Here is a 24,416-nt window from a genome sequence, read left to right on the forward strand (position 1 = left end):
CATCTCACTTTCCGGTAGAGCCAAAGCCGCCCTCGCCGCGCTGGGTATCGCCCAGCTCTTCGGCAGGCACAAAGGCAGCGGTGTACACCGGTGCGATGCACAGCTGGGCCACACGCTCACCGGGCTGAATGGTGTAGGCTTCCCTGCCCAGATTGACCATGGGCACCTTCAGCTCGCCGCGGTAATCGCTGTCCACCACACCCACGCCGTTGGCCATGCACAGGCCGTGCTTGATGGAAAGGCCGCTGCGGGCGTACACCAGTGCCACGCTGTGGGGGCCGGGCAGCTCGATGGCAAGGCCGGTGGGCACCAGTGCCCGCTCCATGGGGGCAAGGGTGAGCGGCGTGTCCAGTACGGCGCACAGGTCGGCTGCAGCAGAGCCGGGGGTTGCGTAAGAGGGCACCTTGGCACGGGTGTCCAATACCTTATATTTTACTGTGATGGGTTCCATAGTATACCTCGTTTTGATTTTATAGCAACTCCTTCAGTCTCGCATACGCTCGACAGCTCCCTCAGGGAGGTGGCATTGCGTCAGCAATGACGGAAGGAGTTTCAGTTCGTACCTTTAAAATACAACCCACGGGTAAAATCACCTTCAAAGGGTGCATGGGTGCGGATCATCTCCAGAATTTTGGCCGCTTCCTCCCGGCTTTCCAGTGTGAAGTAAGCCACACCGTAGTCCACCGTCAAAGCGCCCGGCTTATCCCCCATATAGATAGGTACAGGGTTATAGATGGTGCGCACACCAAGGCCGCACCGCACTGGGAACTTCTTGGCCTTGCGGTCGGTCAGCACACCGGTCTTATCGCAGTGGGCGCAGTCGTGGATGTTCTGCAGCGGGCAGGCACGGGTGACCATCAGCGGCATATGGCCGTACACCAGCACGCCGGTGGGCACCGGCCTGCCGTTATGGGTGGGCGCAATGGTGCTGATGTCGCTGTCCTTCACCTCGGGCAGGATGAGCATGGAGCCAAGGCCGTTGTCCGCGTAGAACTGCGCGGCCAGCTGGTTCGTGATGTTCAGGCCAAAGCTGCCGCTCATGGGCAGGCCCCGGCACAGGCGCAGGTGGGCGATATTGCTCACCTCATAGCCTGCAAAACCGGCGTCCTGCGTGGCCGCGATGCGGCGGGCGGTATCCTCTTCCAGCTTGCCAAACATGACCCGGGGCAGTTCCAAAAGGGTCTTTGCCCGCCATTCCCGGGGCACGCGGTCGGCCTGCGCAATGGGCAGGATGAGATACTCGATGCCGTCAAGCGCCCGCTCCGGCACCTGCTCCCAGCTCTCAAACCGGGCACGCAGGGTACGGTGAGGCGGCAGGGTGCGCAGCGGCAGGGCAGGCACATGCTCCTCGGTGGTGGGCCACGGGCGCAGCACTTCCCGCTTTTTGAGCAGGGCATCCAGCGCTTCCCGGCGCAGCTCGTTCACCGCACCGCCCGGGATAAACCACGGCCCGCCGTCCATTTCCACGGTAATATCCTGATCTTCCACCGCAAAAGGCGTGCCGCCGGTCTTGGCAAGGCTGCGGTGCAGGCTTTCGGTGGGATCAGTACGGGCAGGCTGCGGCTCTGCATCCCCATAGGCAAAGGCCTTGCTGCCGTCTGCATCGGTGACAGTGAGCTTTTCGCCGCCCTCTTCAATTTCCAGTTTCATCTTTACCGGCACGCGGCTGCGCTCACGGCGGTAAAGCTCCCGCAGCATGGGCAGGGTCTTTTTGGTCTGCTCGGCATCTGCTTCACTGCGCACGCCGAACATGGTGCCGTCGATCTTTCCATCCAGATAGCCGGAGGTGAAGCCGGAACGGCTGAAAGCATTCTTCAACAGGTCGCGGTCGTAGGCGCGGCCCTCGCGGCCTGCAAGACAGGCGCTGACTGCCGCCGCCACATACTCCGGCGTGCGCAGACGGCCCTCGATTTTTGCCGATGCCACGCCAAGCGCCTGCAGCTTGTCCAGCTTATCAATGACCGAATTATCCTTTAAGGACAGGTGGTGCAGGCGGCCCGGCTTGCCCTCCGGCAGGGCATTTGCCTCAAACGGCAGGCGGCACGGGCCGGCACAGGAACCGCGGTTGCCGCTGCGTCCGCCCAGAAAGGCCGACATGTAGCACTGGCCGCTGACGCACATGCACAGCGCGCCGTGCACGAAGCACTCGGTCTCGATGCCGCAGTGCTTTGTGATATGCTCCACCTCGGGCATGCTCAGCTCACGGGCCAGCACCACGCGGGTGAAGCCCAGCTCCTTGAGCTCCAGCGCACCCTGCAGGCTGTGCACGCTCATCTGGGTGGAGCCGTGGCGCGGCAGCTGCGGTGCAATTTTACCGATCAGCGTTGCCACTGCCAGATCCTGACAGATGACCGCATCGGCACCGCTGGCTGCAACGGCACGGATGGCCTGTTCCAGCGCGGGCAGCTCGCCGCCATAGACGGTGGTGTTCAGCGCCACATGCACAGCCACGCCCCGCGCATGGCAGAAGGCGACCGCATCTTTCAGCGTATCCGCGTTAAAATTGTTGGCACTGGTGCGGGCATTGAAACCCGAAAAACCCAGATACACTGCGTCGGCACCGCTGAATACAGCGGCACGCAGCATTTCTTCGTTGCCCACCGGGGCAAGGATCTCGATCTTTGACATACTTCTCCTTTATCCTGTAAACGGCTTATTCCGCCTTGTCCGCTTCGCCCTCGGCAGCAGACTGCTGTGCCGCCTGCTGGGCGCGCTCCTCGCGCCGGGCTTCCTTATTGCGCATCTTTTCCAGCTGTTCGCGCAGGGCGGCAGCTTCCCGCCGCAGCACCTCATTCTCTGCTTTGACCTTATCTTCCGCCAGCTTTGCGCGGGTGGCATCCGCAATGTAATCCTGGATCTGGCTGCGCATATTCTCAGCACTGCCGGTGCTCTTGCGGTATTCGTCCAGATAATCCATGGCGCAGAACACCGCCGCCTTCGTCACCGAAAGATTCGCATTATCGTCCAAAAGCTTGGTGATGTCTTCATCCAGCTTTTTCGCCAGCGACAAAATATATTTTTCCGGGTCCGTCGTAGCAATGGCATACGGCGTACCTGCAATGTTCACCCGTACCTTGTTGACCATATCTGTTTCCCCTTTTTATCCTTTTCTGCCCGCAGCGGGCAGTGATCTTCTGATTTTTGCCAGGAAGCGGCACCGTTCCCGGTACCGTTTTGGTGTCTTGTCACCCGCCGGGCGAGTTACCCGGCACATTTCTCCCGGAGTTTGTCCCCGAAAATGTTTCGGAACACAGCTTTCTCTCCCTATTATAATATAAATAAGCATCAAGAAAAAGTGTATTTTTTGAAATTTTGGCATATTTATCAGAAAGTTCAATAAAAAAATGTCAGTTACGGAAAAAATCCCCTGATTCCTTGCATTTGTCATTCTGCCATATTATAATATCTTTGTTATGTTGGCGGCAGAGCAAGTGAGGGAAAGTGCCTGCAGGCGCCAATTATTTCAATTATTTTAGCAAAGCTGAAAACTTATGCGGATAGGAGTACCTTTATGACATCGAAAGAATTCGGTAAACTTCTTCAGGACAAGCTCACCAGCGAGTACGGCGTAGAGCTGAGCGTTGCTTCCAACCAGCAGATCTACCGCTCTCTGGCTCTGATCTGCCGCCAGATGATGAGTGAGAACCACAAGAAGTTCCAGTCCAAGGCCATTGGCACCGGCACCAAGCAGGTGTATTATCTGTGCATGGAGTTCCTGATGGGCCGCAGCCTGAAGACCAGCCTGCTGAACCTGGGTCTGGACGAGGTGGCAAAAAAGGCCCTGTCCGATGCTGATATCAATATTGACAGCATCTTTGAGGAAGAGCCGGATGCAGGTCTGGGCAACGGCGGTCTGGGCCGTCTGGCTGCCTGCTATCTGGACGGCATGGCCACCACCGGCATCTGCGGCACCGGCTACTCCATCCTGTACGAGTACGGCATCTTCAAGCAGAAGATCGTGGATGGCTGGCAGCAGGAGCGTGCCGACAACTGGCTGCCCGGCGGTCAGGTCTGGCTGAAGAGCCACCCCGATCAGGCTGTGGAAGTGCGCTTTGACGGCGAGATCCACGAGAACTGGGACAACGGCTTCCATTATATCCAGCACACCAACTACAACAGCGTCATGGCTGTTCCCTCTGATATGTATGTGCAGGGCTACGACGGCAAGGGCGTTGCAAAGCTGCGCCTGTGGCAGGCAAAGGCCCCGGACTTTGATATGTCCAGCTTCTCTCTTGGCAACTACAACACTGCAATGAGCAAGAACGCCAATGCAGAGCTGATCTCTAAGGTGCTGTACCCCAACGATAACCATGTTGAGGGCAAGATCCTGCGCCTGCGCCAGCAGTACTTCCTGTCTGCCGCATCCATCGGCGATATCGTCCAGAACCACCTGTCCAGCTATGCGACCCTCGAGAACCTGCCTGACAAGGTCGCCATCCAGCTGAACGACACCCACCCCACCCTCGCCATCCCCGAGATGATGCGCATTCTGCTGGATGAGTGCGGCTTTGGCTGGGACAAGGCATTCGACATCTGCCAGAAGGTCTTCTCCTACACCAACCACACCGTCATGGCTGAGGCTCTGGAAAAGTGGAACGTGGATATCTTCAAGATGACCCTGCCCCGCATCTACCAGATCGTGGTGGAGATGGACCGCCGCGCCCGCGCAGAGCTGGAGAAGGTCTTCCCCGGCGACAAGGGCAAGATCGACTATATGGCACTGATCGGCGACAATCAGGTGCGCATGGCAAACATCTGCGCCTACACCGCCAACAGCATCAACGGCGTGTCCAAGCTGCACAGCGAGATCATCAAGGACAGCGTCTTCCACGATTACTACCTGTTCAAGCCGCAGGCCTTCAAGAACGTGACCAACGGCATCGCTTACCGCCGCTGGCTGCTGGCCTCTAACCCCGGCCTGTGCAAGCTGCTGGACGAGACCATCGGCGACGGCTACAAGCATGATGCTTCCGATCTGTCCAAGCTGAACAAGTTCGAGAACGACAAGACCGTTCTCAAGCGCCTGAACGAGATCAAGCTGGAAAACAAGAAGAACTTTGCCAACTATCTGTCCAAAAGCACCGGTCAGGTCATCGACCCGAACTCCATCTTTGACTGTCAGGTCAAGCGTATGCACGAGTATAAGCGCCAGCACCTGAACGCGCTGAACATTGCTGCCCAGTACCTGTACCTGAAGGAGAACCCCAACGCCGACTTCATCCCCAAGACCTATATCTTCGGTGCAAAGGCTGCTCCCGGCTACTACATGGCAAAGCAGATGATCCGCATGATCTGCAAGCTGGGCGACCTCATTAACAACGACCCCGCTGTGCGCGACAAGCTGCGCGTGGTCTATCTGGAAGAGTACTGCGTCTCTCTGAGCGAGCACCTGATGCCCGCCGCCGAGGTCTCTGAGCAGATCTCTCTGGCCGGCACCGAGGCTTCCGGTACCGGCAACATGAAGTTCATGCTGAACGGCGCTATCACTCTGGGCACTCTGGACGGCGCAAACGTGGAGATCGCAGACGCTGCCGGCAAGGAGAACGAGCTGATCTTCGGTATGCTGACCCCCGAGGTGAACAACCTCAAGCAGGTGGGCTACCATCCCAACGCCTTCATCATGGGCGACGATGTTGCCAACAACGCTCTGAACTTCCTGGAGCGCGGCTGGAATGGCGAGAACTTCCACGAAGTGACCGAGAACCTGCGCAGCAGCGACCCGTATATGGTCATGGCCGACTTCAAGGATTACCGCCGCGCACAGGCCGACCTGCAGAAGCTGTATGCCGACCGCGAGAAGTGGGCACACATGAGCCTGAAGAACATTGCCAACAGCGGCATCTTCAGCGCCGACCGCTCTGTGCTGGATTACGCACACGACATCTGGTACGCTTCCCCGGTGCCCATGGGCAAGTAATTTTCCCTTAAAAAATCCATCTGCCCCGGCGGCGTTTGGCCCGCCGGGGCTTTTTTGAGAAAGGACGACCCTGCTTTGTCTTGTCTGTTCAATAGCTACGACCCCTATTTCAAGCAGCCCTTTGGCGCACTGCAGGCCGGTCAGACCGTACGTTTGACCCTGTGCATCCCGGAAGAGCTGGGCTATGTCGATCCTCATCTGGTGCTCCAGAAGGAGGGAAAATATGACGTGCCGGTGCACTACCGCATGAAGTTCGACGGCCAGACCCCCCAGCAGAACCACTTTTCCGTGGAGCTGCCGCTGAATGACCCGGGCCTGTACTTCTACTACTTCGACCTCTACACCGACTTCCGCCGCATCTACCGCGGGCCGGACAACTGCGGCGTTGTCAGCTGGCAGGAAGGCGAAAAATGGCAGATCACCGTCTACGATGCCGGTTTCCAGACCCCGGAGTGCATCAAGGGCAAGGTGTTCTATCAGATCTTCCCGGACCGGTTCTGCGAGGGCATTGAGAACAAGCCCATGCCTTTCCCGGACCGGCTGTATCAGGCCGACAAACACGCCGAACCCTTCTGGCAGCCCAATGAGACCGGCGGCCACCTGAACGAGGACTATTTCGGCGGCGACTTGGAAGGCATCCGCATCAAGCTGCCCTATCTGCGGGAGATGGGGGTGGACTACCTTTACCTCAACCCCATCTTTGAGGCGCACTCCAACCACCGCTACAACACCGCCGACTATCTCAACGTAGACCCGCTGCTGGGCACCAACGAGGAGTTCGAGGTGCTCTGCCGCGAGGCCGCTAAGTACGGCATTGGCATCGTGCTGGACGGTGTGTTCAGCCACACCGGTTCCGACAGCCGCTATTTCAACCGCGAAGGCCGCTATGGTGACGGCGGCGCTTACCGCGACCCCAACTCCCCCTACCGCAGCTGGTACGATTTTGACCCCAAGTATAAGGGCGGCTACCGCAGCTGGTGGGGCTTCGAGACCCTGCCCGAGGTGAACGAAGAGAACCCATCCTATGTGGAGTTCATCACCGGCGAGGGCGGTGTCATTGACACATGGCTGCGGCGCGGTGCCGCAGGCTTCCGTCTGGATGTGGCCGACGAGCTGCCGGACGACTTTATTGAAAAGATCCGCGCCGCTGTCAAGCGGGTCAGCCCGGAGAAGTTCCTGCTGGGCGAGGTGTGGGAGGATGCCACCACCAAATACGGCTTTGGCCAGCGCCGCACCTACCTGCTGGGCAAGGGGCTGGACAGCGTGATGAATTACCCCTTCAAGAACGCTGTGCTGGACTTTGTAAAGGGTAAGCCCGCCGAGCAGGCCATGGGCGAAATTCTGTCCATCTGTGAGCACTACCCCGCCCCTGCCATGGACACTGCGCTGAACTTTCTCTCCACCCACGACACCGAACGCGCCCTCACCGTCATTGCGGACGAGCCCGCCAACGGCCGTGGCCGCGAGTGGCAGAGCGGCCGCTGTGTGACCGGCGAAGCCTATGAGGAAGGGATGCTGCGTCTGCGCATGGCCTATGCCATCATCTACACGCTGCCCGGCGTGCCCTGTCTGTACTACGGTGATGAGATCGGGATGCAGGGCTACCGCGACCCCTTCAACCGTGCCTTCTTCTGCTGGGACAGCCACGAAAAGCGCCTGAAGCCGGTGCTTGCCCAGCTGGCGCAGCTGCGCCACACCTGCGAGGCCTTCCGCACCGGTGAGCTGCGGGTGCTGCGGGCGCAGGACGGCATCCTGCACTACCAGCGCGTAGGCGAAGCGGAAACTGCCGAGGTCATCGTGAACCGCTCGGAGCACATCATCGTGGAGCCGCTGGCTTCCGGCAAGCACACGGAGGTGAACCCCATGGGCTTTACCATCGTGGTGGAGGAGAACGGGCATAACCCAAACCACAGCTATTACGATATCAAGTAAAAACGATTTGAATGCCCGCCACGTTCGCTCTGGGCACATTCAGAGGAAATTTTATCTTTTATTTTCGCAACAACGGGCAGCCTGCGGGCCGCCCGTTGTTGCATTTTCACACAAAGGGCCGTATCCGCAAACTACATCTTGCACTGCTTTTCATTTATTTTGTTCTTTATTTCGTTTTCTGCGCAACGTTCCAGTAAAAAACGCTTGACCTTCCACCCGGGGGATACTCTATAATAGGGGCATAAGGAGGGAGAACCATGAACCCTGTTCCATTTCTCTGGCTGGCTGCCGTGGTGGGCTTTTTGCTGTTGGAGGCTTCCACCTTCAGCATGACCTCCGTCTGGTTCGCCGTCGGCGCAGCTGCCGCCCTGCTCACCTGCCTGTTCACGGATTCGTTCCGGGCGCAGGCCCTGGTGTTCATCGTGGTAAGCATTCTGTGCCTGCTGGCGTTCCGGCCGCTGGCTGCAAAGCTGCGCCAGAAAATCACCCCCACCAATGGCGACCGAAACCTTGGCCGGGAGGCCACCGTGCTGACCACCGTCACCGCCGACCTACCGGGCCGTGTGCGACTGGACGGCGTGGACTGGAATGCCCGCTGCGCCACTCCCGGCGACATTCTCACCCCCGGGCAGCGCTGCCGTGTGACCGAACTGCACAGCACCCTGCTCATCGTGGAGCCCGTATTGACCGAAAGCCGCAGAGCGTGATCTGCGTTCTGCGCTGAAACGTTGCACCCATCTGAAAAAGGAGAACCACTATGGTCATGTTTTTTCTGATCCTCGCGCTGGTCTTTGTCGTCCTGCTGGTGATCATCACCAATATCGTCATCGTGCCCCAGTCCAAGGTGTATGTCGTTGAGCGGCTGGGCAGCTACTCCGACACATGGTCGGCAGGCCTGCACATTAAGATTCCCTTCATCGAGCGCATCGCCAAAAAGGTGAGCCTGAAGGAGCAGGTGGCAGACTTTCCCCCTCAGCCAGTCATCACCCGCGATAACGTTACCATGCAGATCGATACCGTGGTGTTCTTTCAAGTGATGGATGCCAAGCTCTACACCTACGGTGTCAACCAGCCCATTGCGGCAATCGAAAGCCTGTCCGCCACCACCCTGCGCAACATCATCGGCGAAATGGAGCTGGACCACACCCTGACCAGCCGCGATGTCATCAACGGCAAGATCACCGCCATCCTGGACGAAGCCACCGACAAGTGGGGCATCAAGGTGAACCGCGTGGAGGTGAAGAACATCATCCCGCCGCGTGAAATTCAGGAAGCCATGGAGAAACAGATGAAGGCTGAGCGCGAGAAGCGCGCCGTCATCCTGAAAGCCGACGGTGAAAAGCAGGCCGCCATTACCGCCGCTGAGGGCGAAAAGGAAGCCGCCATCCTGCGCGCGGATGCTGTGAAGCAGCAGCGCATTCTGGAAGCCGAGGGCGAAGCACAGGCCATTCTGGCCGTGCAGAAGGCCAACGCCGACGCCATCCGCCTGTTGAACGAGGCCATGCCCAGCGATAAGGTTCTGGCCATCCGCAGTCTGGAAGCTCTGGCCAAGGTGGCCAACGGCAAGGCAACCAAGATCATCATTCCTTCGGAGCTTCAGAATCTGGGCGGCGTGGTGCCCAGCATCAAAGAGCTGATGACCGACCCGAAGGACGCAGAATAAAATTTAAAATTCCGGTTCACCGTCTGTGCTATATGCAGGCGGTGAACCTTGTTTTGCACGATAAAGGAGTTCTTCTATGATCTACGATACCCTGAACAACCTGCCCAACTATCTGGGCGTGAGCGACAACCTCGACACCGTCATTGAGTATATCATGGCGCGGGACATCACCACCCTGCCCGCCGGACGCACCCGCATCGACGGCGAAAAGGCTGTGGTCACTGTGAGCACCGTCACACCGCTGACTTCCGATAAAGCGCTGTTCCAGCGCCACGACAGCCACATCACGCTGGAGACCGATCTGGACGGCAGCGAGCTGTTTGAGGTGAGCCTTGCAGAGCTGACCCCGACAAAGCCCACCGACGAAGCCACCGACACCACCGTGGGTACCGCAGGCACCAGCATTGCCGGAATGCTGTGCGAGGGGCGGTTTGCCCTGTATCTGGCCGGAGAGCCCTATAAATCCGGCCTGAAGGCGCAGGGCTGCGGCAAACTGAAGAAAGCCGTGTTCAGCATCGAGCTGGACCCGGACGAAGAGGACGAGACCGAGGAATAAGCCGAGAGAGGGCATTTATATGGGATTTTTTGCTGTACTGGCTGCAAGCCTGTTTGCCGTGTTCCTCTTTACCGTGTTCGGCGGCTATTCGCTGCTGCTCTGGTGCCAGCAGTCCCTGTGGATGGTGGTTCCGCCTGCGGTGGTGCTGGCTGTTCTGGTGTGGACGTTCCTGAAAATGGACGACAAAATCACCGCCCTGCAAAAGCAGGTGGAGGAACTGGAAGCCGCACAGAAAAACGCCGAAGAGTCCGAGAAATAAATACAGCGACGCCCCTGCAGGAAAAGCTTTTTCTGCAGGGGCGTCGCTCTTTTTACACCTTACTTTTTATCCTGTGGGTCATCCAATCCTTTGAACATCACCATGCCCAGAATTGCAAAGCTGGCGCCCAGCACAAAACCCACTGTCCCCATCGACACGCTGAACAAAACGCCCATAGCAACACCGAACAGGATACCCGCGATCTGACTTTTCTTCATTTTACTGCTCTGCCTTTCCGTACCATGCAACAGACAGCCGCCACGAGAGAGCATACAGCGCCAGAGCCGCCACCGCAATACCCAGCAGCCCCAGCGACGAGATGCTCTGCGGAAGAAGGTTTCTCACAAGACCGTCCTCGTTTGCGGCCACGGAAAAGCCCATTAGGGCCGCGAGCGCACCAACTATGAAATAGAGCACAACCTTTGCCTTTTCGTAGCCGAAACGGTAGCTCAGCGGCAGCAGGATGGTGCTGCTGAGCAGGGTGGTCACGCCCACCTGCACCAGCGTGGAAACCACAAGCGCCTGGTCCACAGCTGTCCAGTGCAGGCTTGCCACGCCAAGGGCTGCGGCGGCAAAAGCCTCTGCCAGCACCAGCCCGCACAGACCAACAATGTATTTACACCCCACCAGCTGCTCTTTTGTGGCCGGAAGCGCGGCACTGTATTCGCTGAATTTGCTGGTCTGGTCGTATGCCAGCAGTGTCATGGGCATCATACCCAGCAAAAAGCCCGCATAGACAATGAAGAAATTGGCCCCGTTCATCATCGAGATCACACCCACACCCATCATGACTACAGTCACCACAATGACCGTTTTTGCGTAATACCATGCCTGATATGCATCCTTTAATAGCAAGCCTTTCATGCAGCGCACTCCCCTTTCACCATCAGTACAAACAATTCCTCAATGCTTACCGGGGCAAGCTCTGCTCCGGCGGGCATTGCGTCCCGGCGCACAAGCGCCTCGACTCCGTAGGGGGTGACCCGCTTGCCGTACACCTGTGCATCCAACGCCGCCAGCTGCGCCGCCGTGCCATGCCACAAGGCGTATTCCTCCCGCAAGGCATCCTTTTCCTCACAGAGCAGCAGCCTGCCCTTGTGCAGGAAGGCGATGGTATCGCACAGCTTTTCCAAGTCGCTGACGATGTGGGAGGAGATAAGGATGGAGTGGTTTTCGTCCCGGGCAAAGTCCAGCAGCAGGTCGATCACCTCGTCCCGCACCACCGGGTCCAGCCCGTTGGTGGCTTCGTCCAACAGCAGCAGCTTCGGGTGGTGCGCCAGCGCCACGGCGATGCACAGCTTCATCTTCATGCCGGTAGAGTAGTCGTTATACTTTTTCTTTTCCGGCAGCTCAAATTTTTGGCAAAATTCTGTGTAGGCAGCGGCATCCCAATTGTGGTAGATGCCCGCCATCACCTTGCCTGCCTGCTCTGCGTTCAGGCACAGGGGGATGCCCTCGCTGCCCAGCACCACACCGATTTCTTCCTTGGTGTGTACAAGATCGGTGCGGTTGTCCCTGCCCAAAATGGTCACGGTACCGCCGTCCTTCTGCAGTATGTCCAGAATCAATTTGATGGTGGTGCTTTTGCCTGCGCCGTTTTCACCGATCAGGCCGCAGATGGTGCCGCCGGGCAGTGTCAGATCCAGCGGTCCGAGGGTAAAGTCCTTATAGTGCTTTGTAAGTCCCCGCAGTTCCAGTGCGTTCATGTTCAGCCCTCCCACAGCAGTTCCAGCATCTCCCGCAGCTCTTCCCTGCTCAGCCCGCAGGATGCGGACAGCTTCACAGCTTCGGTAAGGTGCGCTTCAATTTTTTTCAGGTTCTCTTCCCGCAGCAGCTCGGTGTTTTTAGGGGCTACAAAAAAGCCCTTTGCCGGTACTGCGTAAAGGAAGCCCTCTTTTTCCAGTTCATCGTAGGCACGCTTTGTGGTAATGACGCTGATGCGCAGATCCCGTGCCAGCCCCCGGATGGAGGGCATGGCCTCGTCCGGCTGCAAAGCCCCGCTGATGATCTGCTGCTTGATCTGGTTGTAGATCTGGTCATAGATAGGCGCGCCGCTTTTGTTGTTGATAAACAGTTCCATCGGCTGCTCCTTTGGCTCTTGTGTTTTATCTGTATATGCACAGTATATACAGTAAATACGGATTTGTCAAGAGAATGCGCAAAAAAATACACCCGCCGTCCAAAACGGACAGCAGGTGCATTTTTTAGGTTTTACAGTGCCTTGATGGCGGTCTTGATGCGCTCGGCGGCCATCTTGGTCTTTTCGGCATCACCGAAAGCGGTCAGGCGGAAGTAGCCCTCGCCGCACTCGCCGAAGCCCACGCCCGGGGTACCGACCACGCCGCAGTTTTCCAGCAGCCAGTCGAAGAACTCCCAGCTCTTCATGTTACCGGGGCAGCGCAGCCAGATGTAGGGGCTGTTCTTGCCGCCGCAGTACCACACGCCGCACTCGTCCAGAGCGTCCGCGATGACCTTGGCATTCTTGCGGTAGTAGTCCAAATTCTGCTGGATCTCGGCCATGCCGCTCTCGGTGAACACCGCAGCGGCGGCGCGCTGCACCACATAGGGCACACCGTTGAACTTGGTGGTCTGGCGGCGCAGCCACAGCTTATTGATGTTCATTCCCTCGCGCTCCAGCTCCTTGGGCACCACAGTGTAGCCGCAGCGGGTGCCGGTGAAGCCTGCGATCTTGGAGAAGGAGCAAATTTCAATGGCACACTCCCGTGCACCCTCGATCTCGAAGATGCTGCGGGCGAGGTTCTCGTCCGAGATGAAGCACTCGTATGCAGCATCGTACAGGATGATGGCATCGTTCTTCTTGGCGTAGTCCACCCATGCCTTGAGCTGGTCGCGGGTGTAGGCGGCACCGGTGGGGTTATTGGGGCTGCAGATATAGATGATGTCAGCCTTCACATTCTCATCCGGCATTCCCAGGAAGCCGTTCTCCTGACTGGTGCGGCTGTAGATGATCTTGCGGCCATCGGTCACGTTATCGTCCACGTAGGTGGGATAAACGGGGTCCGGCACCAGCACGGTGTTGTCCACATCGAACAGGCCCAGTACGTTGGCCAGATCGCTCTTTGCACCATCAGAGATGAAAATTTCATCCTCTGCCAGCTGGGTGCCGCGGCCTGCATAGTAGCCCTGAATGGCCTGCTTGAGGAAGGGGTAGCCCTGCTCCGGGCCATAGCCGTGGAAGCCTTCCTTGGTGCCCATCTCATCGGCTGCATCGTGCATGGCCTTGACCACACACTTTGCCAGCGGCTGGGTCACATCGCCAATGCCCAGACGGATGATCTCCTTCTCCGGGTGTGCCTCCTGATAAGCGGCCACCTTGTGGGCAATGTCCACAAACAGGTAGCTTGCCTTCAGCTCGTTGTAATGCTTGTTCATCTTCATGGTTACTTTCCCTCGATTCTGTTTTGGTATGACCCTCTCAGTCATCTCGCGTCCGCTCGATGCCAGCTCCCCCGAGTGGGGGAGCTTTTTTGTTGTGAAGAAAAACTTTTCCTCTTGATGTGGAAAAGCTCGCCCTTCGGGAGAGCTGTCGCCGTCAGGCGACTGAGAGGGTTTTCGTTTTCCTTACACTTCTGTCGTGCCCTCGCACACGGTCTCGGCGGCGCCGGTCATCAGCAGCTGTCTGCCGGGCAATACCCGGATGGTCAGCACACCGCCGCGCAGCTGCACATGGATGTCCTCGCCTGCCGGGCAGATGCCAAGCTCGGTCAGGGCCGCCACGGTGGCGCAGGTGCCGGTGCCGCAGGCCCATGTCTCGCCGCTGCCGCGCTCCCACACCCGCATCTTCAGGTGGGTGGCATCCACCACCTGCACGAACTCGGTGTTGATGCGCTCCGGGAAGTTTGCGTGGTGCTCAAAGGCCGGGCCGATCTCTTCCAGCTTCAGGCTGTCCACATCCTCCACCACAGTCACACAGTGGGGGTTGCCCACACTGATGCAGGTCACATGCCACGTTTTGCCGTCCACGGTCAGTTCTTTGTCCACAAGCGGCTCTTCGCCCATGTTCACAGCAGGCAGGCTGGCAGGCATGGCACTGTAAGCGCCCATCTCCACCTGCCACAGGCCCGCACCCTTGTGGGTGACGGTCTTCAGGCCGCTGAGGGTATCAATGGCAAGGGTCTCTTTGGCAATGCCGTGGGTGTACAGCCATTCAGCCACGCAGCGGATGCCGTTGCCGCACATCCTGCCCTCACTGCCATCGGCGTTGAAAATGCGCATCATGCCGTCCGCACCCGCCGTCTGCGCAGCACAGATGCAGATGATGCCGTCCGCACCAATGGAAAAATGCCGCCGGGACAATTTTTCGGAAAGGGCTGCAATGTTCTCCGGCACACCGCTTTTGCGGCAGTCCAGATAGATATAATCGTTGGCGCAGCCCTGCATTTTGGTAAATGAAAGCTTCATGCTCAAAACTCCTTCATGGGACTTGTGGTCAGTCCCTATAAACTCGCTACTCTATAATGATAAGAAACCGGGGCGCTCCTGTCAAGCGAAAATGCACCTTTCCGGCAATTTTTCGCAAAGGAATCTGTCAGAATGGAAAACAGGGCTTGACAATACGCATGGCATGGGATATAAAAAAAGAGAGAGTTTTGTACAGTCCGGGGCCGCGCAGCATCTGCGGGTGCATCCGTCACGGCAGCCGCACGCACGGCACCGGTGTACAGGACAGGCAAAACAACTGCAAAAAGGAGACCACAGGAATGGATACTTTTGAAAAAATCCGTGCATTGCTGGCGGAGCAGCTGGATGTTGACCCGGCAAAGATCACGATGGACAGTGACATCATGAGCGATTTTGAGGCCGACAGTCTGGATATCGTGGATATGGTGATGACGCTGGAGGATGAGTTTGGCATTGAGGTGCCGGACGATGCCATCGAGTCCCTGCGCACCGTGGGCGATGTGGTAAACTTTGTGGACAGCCACGCGCAGAACTGATTCAGTCAAAAAGCCCTGCCTTCTGGTGCGGCACCCGGCCGCACTGCATGGACGGGGCTTTTAATATGGTTCGTGCGGAACGCAAGCCGTTTGGCGCACGGCCTTAGGAGGAAAAAGCAAAAATGGCAAAAGATTCAAAGAAGCTCGTACAGGCGATCACCAGCCAGGAAGAGAACTTCGCACAGTGGTACACCGATATCTGCGTGAAGGCAGAGTTGGTGGAGTACTCCAGCGTGAAGGGTTTCATCATCCTGCGCCCCTACGGTCAGGCCATCTGGGAGCTGATCCAGAAGGACATGGATGCCCGCTTCAAGGCCACCGGCCATGAGAACGTGGCAATGCCCGTGCTGATCCCGGAAAGCCTGCTGCAGAAGGAAGGCGAACTGGTCAATGGCTTCGCGCCGGAGGTGGCGTGGGTCACGATGGGCGGTTCCGACAAGCTGGAAGAGCGTCTGGCCGTGCGTCCCACCAGTGAGACCATGTTCTGCGACCACTGGTCCCGCGTGCTGCACAGCTACCGTGAGCTTCCCATGAAGTACAACCAGTGGTGCAGCGTTGTCCGCTGGGAAAAGACCACCCGCCCCTTCCTGCGCAGCCGCGAGTTCTGGTGGCAGGAAGGCCACACCATCCACGAGACTGCCGCCGAGGCTGAGGCTGAGACCCAGCAGCAGCTGAACTGCTACGCAGATGTCTGCGAGCAGGATCTGGCCATCCCCGTGGTGAAGGGCCGCAAGACCGACAAGGAAAAGTTTGCCGGTGCCGAGGCCACCTATACCATCGAGGCCATGATGAAGGACGGCAAGGCCCTGCAGAGCGGCACCAGCCACTACTTTGGCGATAAGTTCAGCAAGGCTTATGACGTGACCTTTACCGGCCGCGACAACCAGCTGCATCATCCGTTCCAGACCAGCTGGGGCGTTTCCACCCGTCTGGTGGGCGCTATCATCATGACCCACGGCGACGACGACGGCCTGATCCTGCCCCCGGCAGTGGCCCCCATTCAGGTGGTCGTAGTGCCCATCGCAGCCCACAAGCCCGGCGTTTCCGAGAAGGCTGCCGAGCTGGCCGAGAAGATCAGCAAGTATGCCCGCGTGAAGCTGGACGACAGCGACAACGCACCGGGCTGGAAGTTCTCCCAGTGGGAGATGAAGGGCGTGCCTCTGCGTCTGGAGATCGGCCCCAAGGATCTGGAAAAGAACCAGTGCGTGCTGGTGCGCCGCGATACCCGCGAAAAAGTCTTCGTCTCTCTGGACGAGCTGGAGACTGCGATCCCCGCACAGCTGGAGGCCCTGCGCAAGGACCTGTACGAGCGTGCTCTTGCCAACCGCGAGAAGCGCACCTGGGCTGCCACCACCATGGACGAGGTGAAGGAGCTGGCCAAGGCAAACACCGGCTACATCAAGACCATGTGGTGCGGCGACCTTGCCTGCGAGATGAAGATGAAGGAAGAAGTCGGCCTGTCCAGCCGCTGCATGCCGTTTGAGCAGGAACACCTGAGCGATGTATGCCCCTGCTGCGGCAAGCCCGCCAAGACCATGGTCTACTGGGGCGTGGCGTACTAAGCTTTTCTTTTGATAACAGCATAAAAGCTCCCGGAGCATTTCGATGTTCCGGGAGCCTTTTCTTGTTTGCAGAACTCCTTCCGTCATCGCCAGCGCGATGCCACCGCCCTCAACGAGGGAGGCTTGACCGCGCAGACAGGCTTCCTCTCTGAGGGAGCTGGCGAGCGAAACGAGACTGAGGGAGTTTTACCGCTCAAATGTGGTGCTCAACGTGGTCTCCCAGCTTTCACCCGGGGCAAGGCAGGCGGCAGCGGCACGCTGGCTCCACTGCTGCGGGTCAGTCTCGGCGGCGGGCAGACTGTGCCACGGCTCAATGCACACAAACCGCACCGGCTTTGCAGGGGCCGACCAGATGAGCGCGTAGGGGTAGCCTTCCACATTGCAGGTGATCTTGCGGCCGGTGCCCTTCTCATAGATGCCAATGGTCTTGGTGCGCAGGCCCGCCATGCAGAAGCTGTCGTTTGCGAACAGATCATCCGTCAGCTGGATGGCCTGCTGGTTCTTCCACTGATAATAGCACTTGCCAGACAGCAGGCCGTTCGGACGGGCATCCAGAATGACCGGGCTTTCCGGCTGGTCGAACCGGAACTCGTAATCCGTGGTGGTGTGCTGTGCATCAAAGGGGATGTTGAACGCCGGGTGATAGCCGATGCCAAAGCGCAGCTCTTCGGTGCCGGGGTTGCGCACCGTCAGCGTATGGTGCACGGTCTTGCCGTCCAGACGGAAGGTGCTGGTGAGCACAAAGTCGAAGGGGAAGCGTTCGGCTTTGATGGCATCATCCGAGCGCAGCTCCAACTGGATGGTATCGCCCTCGGCCTTGAGCAGGGTGTGCTCCATGTCGCGGGCAAAACCGTGCTGACCGCCCTTGTACGTTTTGCCGTCCACCTCAAAGGTACCGCCGGGCAGCTTGCCCGTCCACGGGAACAGAATGGGGGCGTGGCGCTTCCACACAGCCGGGTCGGCCTGCCAGAGCAGCTCTTCCCCCGCCGCATTTTTCAGGCTGACTGCTTCGGCACCGTGGGTATCCACAGTCAAGGTCAGAAATTCGTTGTGAATGGTTGCCTGCATTTTCAGTATCTCCTTTGTCCTTCTTATTTTCCGGGGTCTTCTGCTTCCAGTATACTCCCCCGTGTGCCAAAAATAAAGTCCCGCCCAGTTTCAGCAGGGCTGTGCCAGCGGCAGGGTGACTGCAAAGGTAGTGCCGTTTTCGCTGCTGCGTTCCACGGTCACACTGCCGCCATGCAGCACGGCGATCTCCCGCACAAGGGCAAGGCCAAGCCCAACGCCGCCCATCTCCCGGCTGCGGGACTTATCCACCCGGAAAAAGGGCTGGAAGATGCTCTCCCGGCAGTCTGCGGGAATACCCGGGCCGGTATCTGCAACGCGCAGTACAGCGGTCTGCTTTTCCTGTTGCAGGGTGACGCGCACCGCACCGCCGGGGCGGTTATACTTGATGCCGTTTTCCACCAGATTGAACACCAGCCGGTAGATCAGCGCATCGCTGCCCACCATGCCAAGTTCCTCGCAGTCCTGCTGCAAAGAGATATTGTTTTTCTGGGCAAGGGGGGTCAGGTCGGTCAGGATCTCCTCCACCAGCGGCGCAAGGGCGATCTGGTCGGTGCGGGAGACTGATTGCAGATTGCTCATCTCTAATAAAGTGCGCACAAGAGCGGTCAGGCGGTCCAGCTGCTCCCGCAGAGAGCGGATCAGCCCGGCAGTTTCGGCGTCCATGGCCGGGTGCTCCTCTGCAAACAGTTCCAGCTTCGTCTGCAAAATAGCCAGCGGGGTGCGCAGCTCGTGGGCGGCATTGCCCGCAAACTGCCGCTGCAACTCAAAGGACTGCGCCAGACCATCCAGCATCCGGTTCACCGACCGGCTCAACTGCCCGAATTCCTGCACAGTGTTTTCGTCCAGACGGGTGGTGGCGATGCTGTCCTGATCGACCTGCTGCGCCTGCTGCGCAAGCTGCTGTAACGGTTTCAGCGCTCTGCCGCTGACAAAATAAGCAATGGCAGCGCTGACGATGGTGACCACGACGGTGATGCACCAGCCCTTGCGGCCAAAGACCACCTTTGCATCGTAGACTTCCTGCGAAAAATGCGCCAGCAGACTGGACATTTCCTCCTGCGGGATCTCGATGGTCAACGGATCCGCACTGCCGGGCTGGTACTGCATCATAAAGCCGTTGAGGGCATCCATGCCGGTAACGCCGGTGCGGTATAAAAGCAGGTTCATGCACACGCAGGCGCAGGCGATGAGCAGCGCGGTCAGCAGGGTGATGCGCCATTGCAGGGACAAATGTTTCATTGTACCTCGCCTCCGATCTCGTAGCCTTCCCCGATGCGGTTGCGGATGGGGTCGTAGCCCAGCGCCGCCCGCAGCTTTTTGCGCAGGGCAGAGATATGCACCCGGATGGAGTTGCTGAAGCTGTCTACACTGCCATCCCAGACGTGCTCGATGAGTTCTTCCTGACTGACCGGGCGTCCCTGATGCAGCAGCAGATATTCCAGTACGCCGCTCTCCTTCCGCGTCAAAGCAAGGGTCTGACCGTCCACAGCAGCAACGCGGCTACGGGTGTTGAAGCTCAGCCGTCCGCAGCACAGACAGACGTCTTGCTGAATAAATTTGCGCCGGGTCAGGCTGCGCACCCGGGCTTCCAGCTCTGCAAGGTGAAAGGGCTTGGAAAGGTAATCGTTCGCCCCGGCATCCAGCCCCTCCACTTTATCTGCGATTTCACTGCGTGCCGACAAGATCAGCACACAGGTCTCAAGGTCGTGCCGGCGCAGGGTGCGCAGCACCTGCATTCCGTCCACCTTGGGCAGGTTGAGGTCCAGCAGTACAAGGTCGTACCGCTCTGCTGCCAGTGCCTCCAGCGCGGCCTCGCCGTCTGCACAGGCATCCACCTCGTACCCGGACAGCCGCAGCTTTCGGGCAATATCCTCCCGCAGGGAGTGCTCGTCCTCTACCACCAAAAGGCGCATCTTTGTTTTCCACCTTTCCCATAAAAATTGCGTTTTTTCTTCATTATAACAGATTATAGCAGACGGTGTTAAGATTCGTGTTAAGATTTTCTTAGCAGAGATTTTATCACGCATGGTGTATACTGATGCCATCAAACAACAGGAGGCTATGATGTTCATGACAAAAAAACAGGCGCAGCTGCTTTTGCTTGCCGCCGGGGTTCTGATGCTGCTGTTCGGCTTATGGCGGGGCGAGGCAGACACCGTATTTTCAAAAGCCATCCGGCTGTGTATGGAGTGTGTGGGCATTGGATAAGAAAAAGAAAAAGCTTTCTCCCCTTGCCCGCTTCCGGGGCTTTATACAAGCCGGGGCTACCCTGCTGACCAATCTCCACCTACCCAATTTTGCAAAAGGAGCGCTGTATCAGGGCGGCGGAAAATACGTCTGCGTGCCGGGGCTGAACTGCTATTCCTGCCCGGGCGCGGCCGGTGCCTGTCCGGTGGGAGCATTCCAGGCGGTGGTGGGCTCTTCCAAGTTCCGCTTTTCCTACTACATTACCGGCATCCTCATCCTCTTTGGGGTGCTGCTGGGGCGGTTCATCTGCGGTTTCCTCTGCCCATTCGGGTGGTTTCAGGAGCTTTTGCACAAGATCCCATCCCCCAAGCTTTCCACCAAAAAGCTGAAGCCGCTGCGCTATTTAAAGTATGCGGTGCTGCTGGTCATGGTGGTGTTGCTGCCTTTGCTGGCGGTCAATGAGCTGGGCATGGGCGACCCCTTCTTCTGCAAGTATCTCTGCCCGCAGGGCGTGCTGGAGGGTGCCATTCCCCTCTCCCTGACCAATGCGGGCATCCGCGCTGCGCTGGGCAAGCTGTTCACATGGAAGGCCTGCATCCTGCTGGCGGTCATCGTGGGCAGCGTGGTATTCTACCGCCCCTTCTGCAAGTGGCTGTGCCCGCTGGGCGCGTTCTATGCGCTGCTGAACAAAGTCTCGCTGTTCCAGATGCGCGTAGACACCCACAAATGCGTCTCCTGCGGAGCCTGTGCAAAGGCTTGCAAGATGGACGTAGACATTACCAAGACCCCCAACCACGCCGAATGCATCCGCTGCGGGATGTGCATGAAAGCCTGCCCCACGGACGCCATTCAGTACAAGTTCGGGCTGGGGGACCAATCAAATACCGAAACAACAAAGGAGTAAAACCATGAAGATCCATCGTATCGCCGCACTTTTTCTCAGCCTTGTGCTGGCTTTCAGCCTTGCCGCCTGCGGGCAGGGCGCATCTTCTGCATCTTCTGCATCCTCTTCTGCCGCTTCCTCTGCGGCAGCAGAAAGCAAAACCGAGGAGCAGCTGCTGGCCGAGGAAAACGAGATCCTTTCTGCAAACGATGCTCTGTGGGAGAAAGTGTTCTCATCCATGGACAAAAACGTGACCGAAACCACGATCAGCGCCAACTACGGCGATTTTCTGCTCAGCGCTGTGGAAAAGGCCAAAGATCAGTTCTCGGACGAGGAGTACAAGACCCTGACCGCAGATGCCGAAAAGATTCGTGCCATCGAGGAGCAGATCGCCGCTCTTGCCCCCGCAGAGGATGCCGCTTCCAGTGCCGCCGCACAGGGCACCGCCTTCCCCAAGTTTGAGGGCAGCGATTTAGAGGGCAACCCGGTGGACAACAGCCTGTTTGCGGGCAACGCCTTTACGGTGGTGAATTTCTGGTTCAACGGCTGCAAGCCCTGCGTGGAGGAGTTGGACGACCTGAACGCCCTGAACGAGAAGGTCAAGGCACAGGGCGGTGAGGTCATCGGCATCAACACCGAGACGCTGGACGGCAACCAGCAGGGCATTGATGCCGCCAAAAAACTGCTGGAGACAACGGGCGCAAGCTACCGCAACATCTACTTTGCCTCCGGCAGTGAGGCCGGCAAGTTTGCACTGAACATCATGGCCTTTCCCACCACTTACGTTTTTGACCGGGACGGCAACGTCGTGGGGCAGCCCCTGCTTGGCGGCATCGACAAGGAAGAAAACCTTGCCGCTCTGCAAAAAAATATCGACGCCGCCCTTGCCAAGGACAGCGCCAAATAAACCTTTCTCCCCTGCCGCCTTCGGGCGGCTTTTTTATTTGCGGTGTGCATTGCCATGCACGCCCGGGTGCCGGACGGAATACGCTGTGAGAGAAGCGATACCACTTTTACAGCAAAGGAGCATCCGCCTATGAAAAACACCGGCATTCTACGCATTCAGGCTTTCGGTGCCCGTCAGTCCTCGCCCATCGAGGGTGTTCTCGTCACCGTGTCCGGCAACGGCTTTACCGCTCAGCGTATCACCGACGAGACCGGCACCGCTGCCGACCTCTCCATTGAAGCCCCCTCCTGTGCGCTGTCCCTGCAGGAGGACAACACCATCCGACCCTATGCCGTTGTGGACCTGACTGCCGCAAAGGCAGGCTTCCGCACCGTGCGCATTCAGGGTGTGCAGATCTTTGCCGGGCAGGTCACACTGGCCCAGCCGGAGATGATCCCTGAGACCGAAGGGGATCGCGACGTGGTAAACCCGCCCATAGTCATCCCGGAACATTCACTGTTCACCGGCGATGGCGGCAGCGGCCCGGACCCCATGGAGAACTGCGTGCCCCGGGTGCTGGACAGAGTCATCATTCCCAAAAACATCACGGTGCATCTGGGCAAGCCTGCGGCATCCGCCCGCAATGTGACTGTCTCCTTCCGGGATTATATCGCCAATGTTGCATCCAGCGAAGTCTACCCTACCTGGGCTGACGAAAATAACCCAACGGGGCCATTAAACTGCTCTACCCCTTAGAAATTCCATTCAATCGTGATTTTTTGCTCTCCGGTGAGTGGGTCTTTCGTTCCGACAACGACACGATGAACCAGCAGTACAGCAAGTTCACGGGTCAGATGGGAAACCCGTGCCAGTTCCCGCACACGCTGCATCTGCGTCTGAACCACGCTGGTTTCTTCCTGCTGTTGTTCCAATTCCGCTTCCAAAACATTGATTCGCGTTTCTGCGTTTTTTACATCTTCCAGAAAAGTCTGGTTCATTTCAGAAAACTGGACGGTATCAATCAGACCAGACACCTTATCCAGATACAGTTCCTGCATAGCCTTGCGCCGCCGGTCCACTTCGCTTTTCAACCGTTTCAGCTCGTCACGCTTTGCATGCTCTCGCTGCTGGATTGGGTCATCCTGTTCTGGAAGGGTAACTTTTTCAGGGTCAAAATAATCTGCCACATACGCCCGGATACGTTCCAGCACAGCATTCTCCAATGCGTTCATATCTGTACAGGTCTTGTTGCCACACACTTCCGGTGCGCGCTGGTGCATCCGGCAGCGAACATAGCGTCTTTGAGTCCCATCCGCCTTTGGCTGACGGCCAGTTTGTTCCATGTAGCTGCCACAGCATCCGCAAACCACTTTTTTCGCCAGCGGATGAATCGTTCCTTTTCCACCACTCCGGGTACGTTCTTTCAGCATCATCTGAACTGTTTCAAACGTCCCCCGGTCAATGATGGCTTCATGGGTGTTTTCTACAACGATCCACTGCGACTGGGGAAGCCAAATCGTCTTTTCGGACTTATAACTCACCTTTTTATGCCGCCCCTGCACCATATCTCCGACATAAAGCTGATTGTGCAGCATTTGGTATACCGTGGGGCTACTCCAAAGGTCTGCATTGGGATTTTTCGCTGCAATATGGTAATGGATGCCATGCTGCTGTTTATAAGCAGTTGGGCTTGGAACTTTCTCATCATTCAGAATCCGCGCAATCTTATGCGCACCGATTCCACTAAGAGCCATAGAGAAAATCCGCCTTACCACTTCGGCAGCTTCCGGATCGATGATAAGTTTTCCTTTTGCATTCGGATCTTTGCAATACCCATACCGCGCAAAAGAGCCGATGAACAAACCCTCTTTCCTCTTGTGGTCAAGCACCGAGCGGACATTGGTAGACAAGTCTTCCAGATACCACTCGTTGATCAGGCCATTGATCTGACGAGATTTTTTATTCGCAGTATCGTTTGTATCCACATGGTCAACGACAGCAATGAACCGAATGCCCCACTCAATAAACTTTCCGTGCAGGTATTTTTCCACGAGTTCCATATCGCGGGTAAAACGGGATTGCGTCTTGGCCAGCACCACATCGAATTTATGTTCGCTTGCGGCTTGTATCATCGAATTGAAAGCCGGACGGTTCCGGTCGATGCCGGAATAATCCTCATCCGAATAAATCCGGTAAATATCAAATCCTTTTTCAATGGCGTACTGGATCAGCATCGATTTCTGGTTCTGAATACTTTCCGATTCGCCAATTTTATATTCATCTTCTTTGCTCAGGCGGCAATAAATTGCTGCTTTCATGATTTGCACCTTTCTTTTTGTGCACAATCGTCCATGCGCAACATACCGCATCTCTCCTTCAAATTCAAGGATGCCAAATCAGGCGCAGGATTTTGAAGAAACGGTATTGGACAGTTCATCGACGATATATCGTTCAAATTCCTTTTGAAAATGTTCTTTGCGCTGTTCGTTGTTGTCCGAACAAAATTTTTCGTTCAGAATAAAAGGAGTTTTTTCCATCGAATCCC

At 57.6% G+C, this 24,416-nt stretch carries 25 protein-coding genes; 12 read left to right on the forward strand and 13 right to left on the reverse strand.

From position 1 onward, the window contains the following. Window positions 1–4 precede the first annotated feature (4 nt). From dut to J3348_RS03125, 3 genes are all read right to left on the reverse strand, one after another. On the reverse strand, window positions 5–451 hold the full coding sequence (dut, locus tag J3348_RS03115; RefSeq protein WP_207698263.1) for a dUTP diphosphatase: 447 nt from the start codon (window positions 449–451) through the stop codon (window positions 5–7). 101 nt (window positions 452–552) lie between these two features. After that, window positions 553–2,628, reverse strand: coding sequence for a U32 family peptidase (locus J3348_RS03120; protein WP_207698264.1), 2,076 nt, complete (start codon window positions 2,626–2,628; stop codon window positions 553–555). Window positions 2,629–2,653: 25 nt separating this feature from the next. Then, complete coding sequence (locus J3348_RS03125) at window positions 2,654–3,085, reverse strand: cell division protein ZapA (RefSeq protein WP_097774784.1); 432 nt, start codon at window positions 3,083–3,085, stop codon at window positions 2,654–2,656. A 426-nt stretch (window positions 3,086–3,511) separates the two neighbouring features. Between J3348_RS03125 and J3348_RS03130 the strand changes: the two genes are divergently transcribed. From J3348_RS03130 to J3348_RS03155, 6 genes are all read left to right on the forward strand, one after another. Beyond that, window positions 3,512–5,917: a glycogen/starch/alpha-glucan phosphorylase gene (locus tag J3348_RS03130; RefSeq protein ID WP_207698265.1), complete on the forward strand. Its 2,406-nt coding sequence runs from the start codon at window positions 3,512–3,514 to the stop codon at window positions 5,915–5,917. A 75-nt stretch (window positions 5,918–5,992) separates the two neighbouring features. Then, window positions 5,993–7,849 (forward strand): glycoside hydrolase family 13 protein, encoded by a 1,857-nt coding sequence (locus tag J3348_RS03135; protein WP_207698266.1) that lies wholly within the window; start codon window positions 5,993–5,995, stop codon window positions 7,847–7,849. A 257-nt stretch (window positions 7,850–8,106) separates the two neighbouring features. Further along, on the forward strand, window positions 8,107–8,556 hold the full coding sequence (locus tag J3348_RS03140; protein ID WP_120079455.1) for an NfeD family protein: 450 nt from the start codon (window positions 8,107–8,109) through the stop codon (window positions 8,554–8,556). A 50-nt stretch (window positions 8,557–8,606) separates the two neighbouring features. After that, complete coding sequence (locus J3348_RS03145) at window positions 8,607–9,512, forward strand: SPFH domain-containing protein (protein ID WP_005939926.1); 906 nt, start codon at window positions 8,607–8,609, stop codon at window positions 9,510–9,512. A gap of 76 nt (window positions 9,513–9,588) precedes the next feature. Next, window positions 9,589–10,068, forward strand: coding sequence for a YhcH/YjgK/YiaL family protein (locus tag J3348_RS03150; RefSeq protein ID WP_207698267.1), 480 nt, complete (start codon window positions 9,589–9,591; stop codon window positions 10,066–10,068). A 19-nt stretch (window positions 10,069–10,087) separates the two neighbouring features. Then, the gene (locus J3348_RS03155; protein WP_207698268.1) at window positions 10,088–10,327 is read left to right on the forward strand and encodes a hypothetical protein; all 240 of its coding nucleotides are present in this window, start codon (window positions 10,088–10,090) and stop codon (window positions 10,325–10,327) included. Window positions 10,328–10,386: 59 nt separating this feature from the next. Here the strand turns inward: J3348_RS03155 and J3348_RS03160 are convergent, their stop codons facing one another. The 6 genes from J3348_RS03160 to dapF all read right to left on the reverse strand — a co-directional run bounded on the left by J3348_RS03160 (window position 10,387) and on the right by dapF (window position 14,749). Beyond that, window positions 10,387–10,545 (reverse strand): hypothetical protein, encoded by a 159-nt coding sequence (locus J3348_RS03160; protein ID WP_165852545.1) that lies wholly within the window; start codon window positions 10,543–10,545, stop codon window positions 10,387–10,389. 1 nt (window position 10,546) lies between these two features. Next, window positions 10,547–11,191, reverse strand: a complete 645-nt coding sequence (locus tag J3348_RS03165; RefSeq protein ID WP_207698269.1) for an ABC-2 transporter permease — start codon at window positions 11,189–11,191, stop codon at window positions 10,547–10,549. Continuing rightward, entirely contained in the window at window positions 11,188–12,033 is an 846-nt protein-coding gene (locus tag J3348_RS03170) for an ABC transporter ATP-binding protein (protein WP_207698270.1), read from the reverse strand. The genes J3348_RS03165 and J3348_RS03170 overlap by 4 nt, the downstream gene beginning before the upstream one ends. 2 nt (window positions 12,034–12,035) lie before the next feature. After that, complete coding sequence (locus J3348_RS03175; RefSeq protein WP_343214684.1) at window positions 12,036–12,455, reverse strand: GntR family transcriptional regulator; 420 nt, start codon at window positions 12,453–12,455, stop codon at window positions 12,036–12,038. 83 nt (window positions 12,456–12,538) lie between these two features. Further along, window positions 12,539–13,726: an LL-diaminopimelate aminotransferase gene (locus J3348_RS03180; protein WP_097774778.1), complete on the reverse strand. Its 1,188-nt coding sequence runs from the start codon at window positions 13,724–13,726 to the stop codon at window positions 12,539–12,541. Between the two features lie 183 nt (window positions 13,727–13,909). Next, the gene (gene dapF, locus J3348_RS03185; protein WP_005939901.1) at window positions 13,910–14,749 is read right to left on the reverse strand and encodes a diaminopimelate epimerase; all 840 of its coding nucleotides are present in this window, start codon (window positions 14,747–14,749) and stop codon (window positions 13,910–13,912) included. A 299-nt stretch (window positions 14,750–15,048) separates the two neighbouring features. Here dapF and acpP point away from each other — a divergent pair, with 299 nt between their 5' ends. Then, window positions 15,049–15,285 (forward strand): acyl carrier protein, encoded by a 237-nt coding sequence (gene acpP, locus J3348_RS03190; RefSeq protein WP_044953468.1) that lies wholly within the window; start codon window positions 15,049–15,051, stop codon window positions 15,283–15,285. A 122-nt stretch (window positions 15,286–15,407) separates the two neighbouring features. Further along, window positions 15,408–16,847, forward strand: a complete 1,440-nt coding sequence (gene proS, locus J3348_RS03195; RefSeq protein WP_005939895.1) for a proline--tRNA ligase — start codon at window positions 15,408–15,410, stop codon at window positions 16,845–16,847. A 186-nt stretch (window positions 16,848–17,033) separates the two neighbouring features. Here the strand turns inward: proS and J3348_RS03200 are convergent, their stop codons facing one another. The 3 genes from J3348_RS03200 to J3348_RS03210 all read right to left on the reverse strand — a co-directional run bounded on the left by J3348_RS03200 (window position 17,034) and on the right by J3348_RS03210 (window position 19,828). Beyond that, window positions 17,034–17,915: an aldose 1-epimerase family protein gene (locus J3348_RS03200; protein WP_097774777.1), complete on the reverse strand. Its 882-nt coding sequence runs from the start codon at window positions 17,913–17,915 to the stop codon at window positions 17,034–17,036. Window positions 17,916–18,005: 90 nt separating this feature from the next. Then, a complete protein-coding gene (locus tag J3348_RS03205) occupies window positions 18,006–19,154 on the reverse strand; it encodes a HAMP domain-containing sensor histidine kinase (RefSeq protein ID WP_097781961.1) in 1,149 nt (382 codons plus the stop codon). Further along, window positions 19,151–19,828 carry a response regulator transcription factor gene (locus J3348_RS03210; protein ID WP_044953424.1) on the reverse strand — a complete coding sequence of 226 codons (678 nt, stop codon included), beginning with the start codon at window positions 19,826–19,828 and terminating at the stop codon, window positions 19,151–19,153. Before J3348_RS03210 ends, J3348_RS03205 begins: the two co-directional genes overlap by 4 nt. 151 nt (window positions 19,829–19,979) lie before the next feature. On the opposite strand from J3348_RS03210, the gene J3348_RS03215 reads away from it, so the two are divergent. From J3348_RS03215 to J3348_RS03230, 4 genes are all read left to right on the forward strand, one after another. Further along, complete coding sequence (locus tag J3348_RS03215; protein ID WP_337678835.1) at window positions 19,980–20,123, forward strand: CD1871A family CXXC motif-containing protein; 144 nt, start codon at window positions 19,980–19,982, stop codon at window positions 20,121–20,123. Continuing rightward, a complete protein-coding gene (locus J3348_RS03220; RefSeq protein ID WP_005939881.1) occupies window positions 20,116–21,006 on the forward strand; it encodes a 4Fe-4S binding protein in 891 nt (296 codons plus the stop codon). Before J3348_RS03215 ends, J3348_RS03220 begins: the two co-directional genes overlap by 8 nt. 4 nt (window positions 21,007–21,010) lie before the next feature. Continuing rightward, window positions 21,011–21,892 carry a TlpA disulfide reductase family protein gene (locus J3348_RS03225; RefSeq protein WP_005939879.1) on the forward strand — a complete coding sequence of 294 codons (882 nt, stop codon included), beginning with the start codon at window positions 21,011–21,013 and terminating at the stop codon, window positions 21,890–21,892. 129 nt (window positions 21,893–22,021) lie between these two features. Continuing rightward, window positions 22,022–22,627: a hypothetical protein gene (locus tag J3348_RS03230; RefSeq protein WP_242702842.1), complete on the forward strand. Its 606-nt coding sequence runs from the start codon at window positions 22,022–22,024 to the stop codon at window positions 22,625–22,627. Here J3348_RS03230 and J3348_RS03235 read toward each other — a convergent pair. Beyond that, window positions 22,624–24,189 (reverse strand): recombinase family protein, encoded by a 1,566-nt coding sequence (locus tag J3348_RS03235; protein ID WP_207698271.1) that lies wholly within the window; start codon window positions 24,187–24,189, stop codon window positions 22,624–22,626. The two genes, J3348_RS03230 and J3348_RS03235, sit on opposite strands and share 4 nt — an antisense overlap. Window positions 24,190–24,416: the final 227 nt, after the last annotated feature.

The sequence above is a fragment of the Faecalibacterium sp. Marseille-Q4896 genome (assembly GCF_017377615.1).
Lineage (GTDB): Bacteria > Bacillota > Clostridia > Oscillospirales > Ruminococcaceae > Faecalibacterium > Faecalibacterium taiwanense.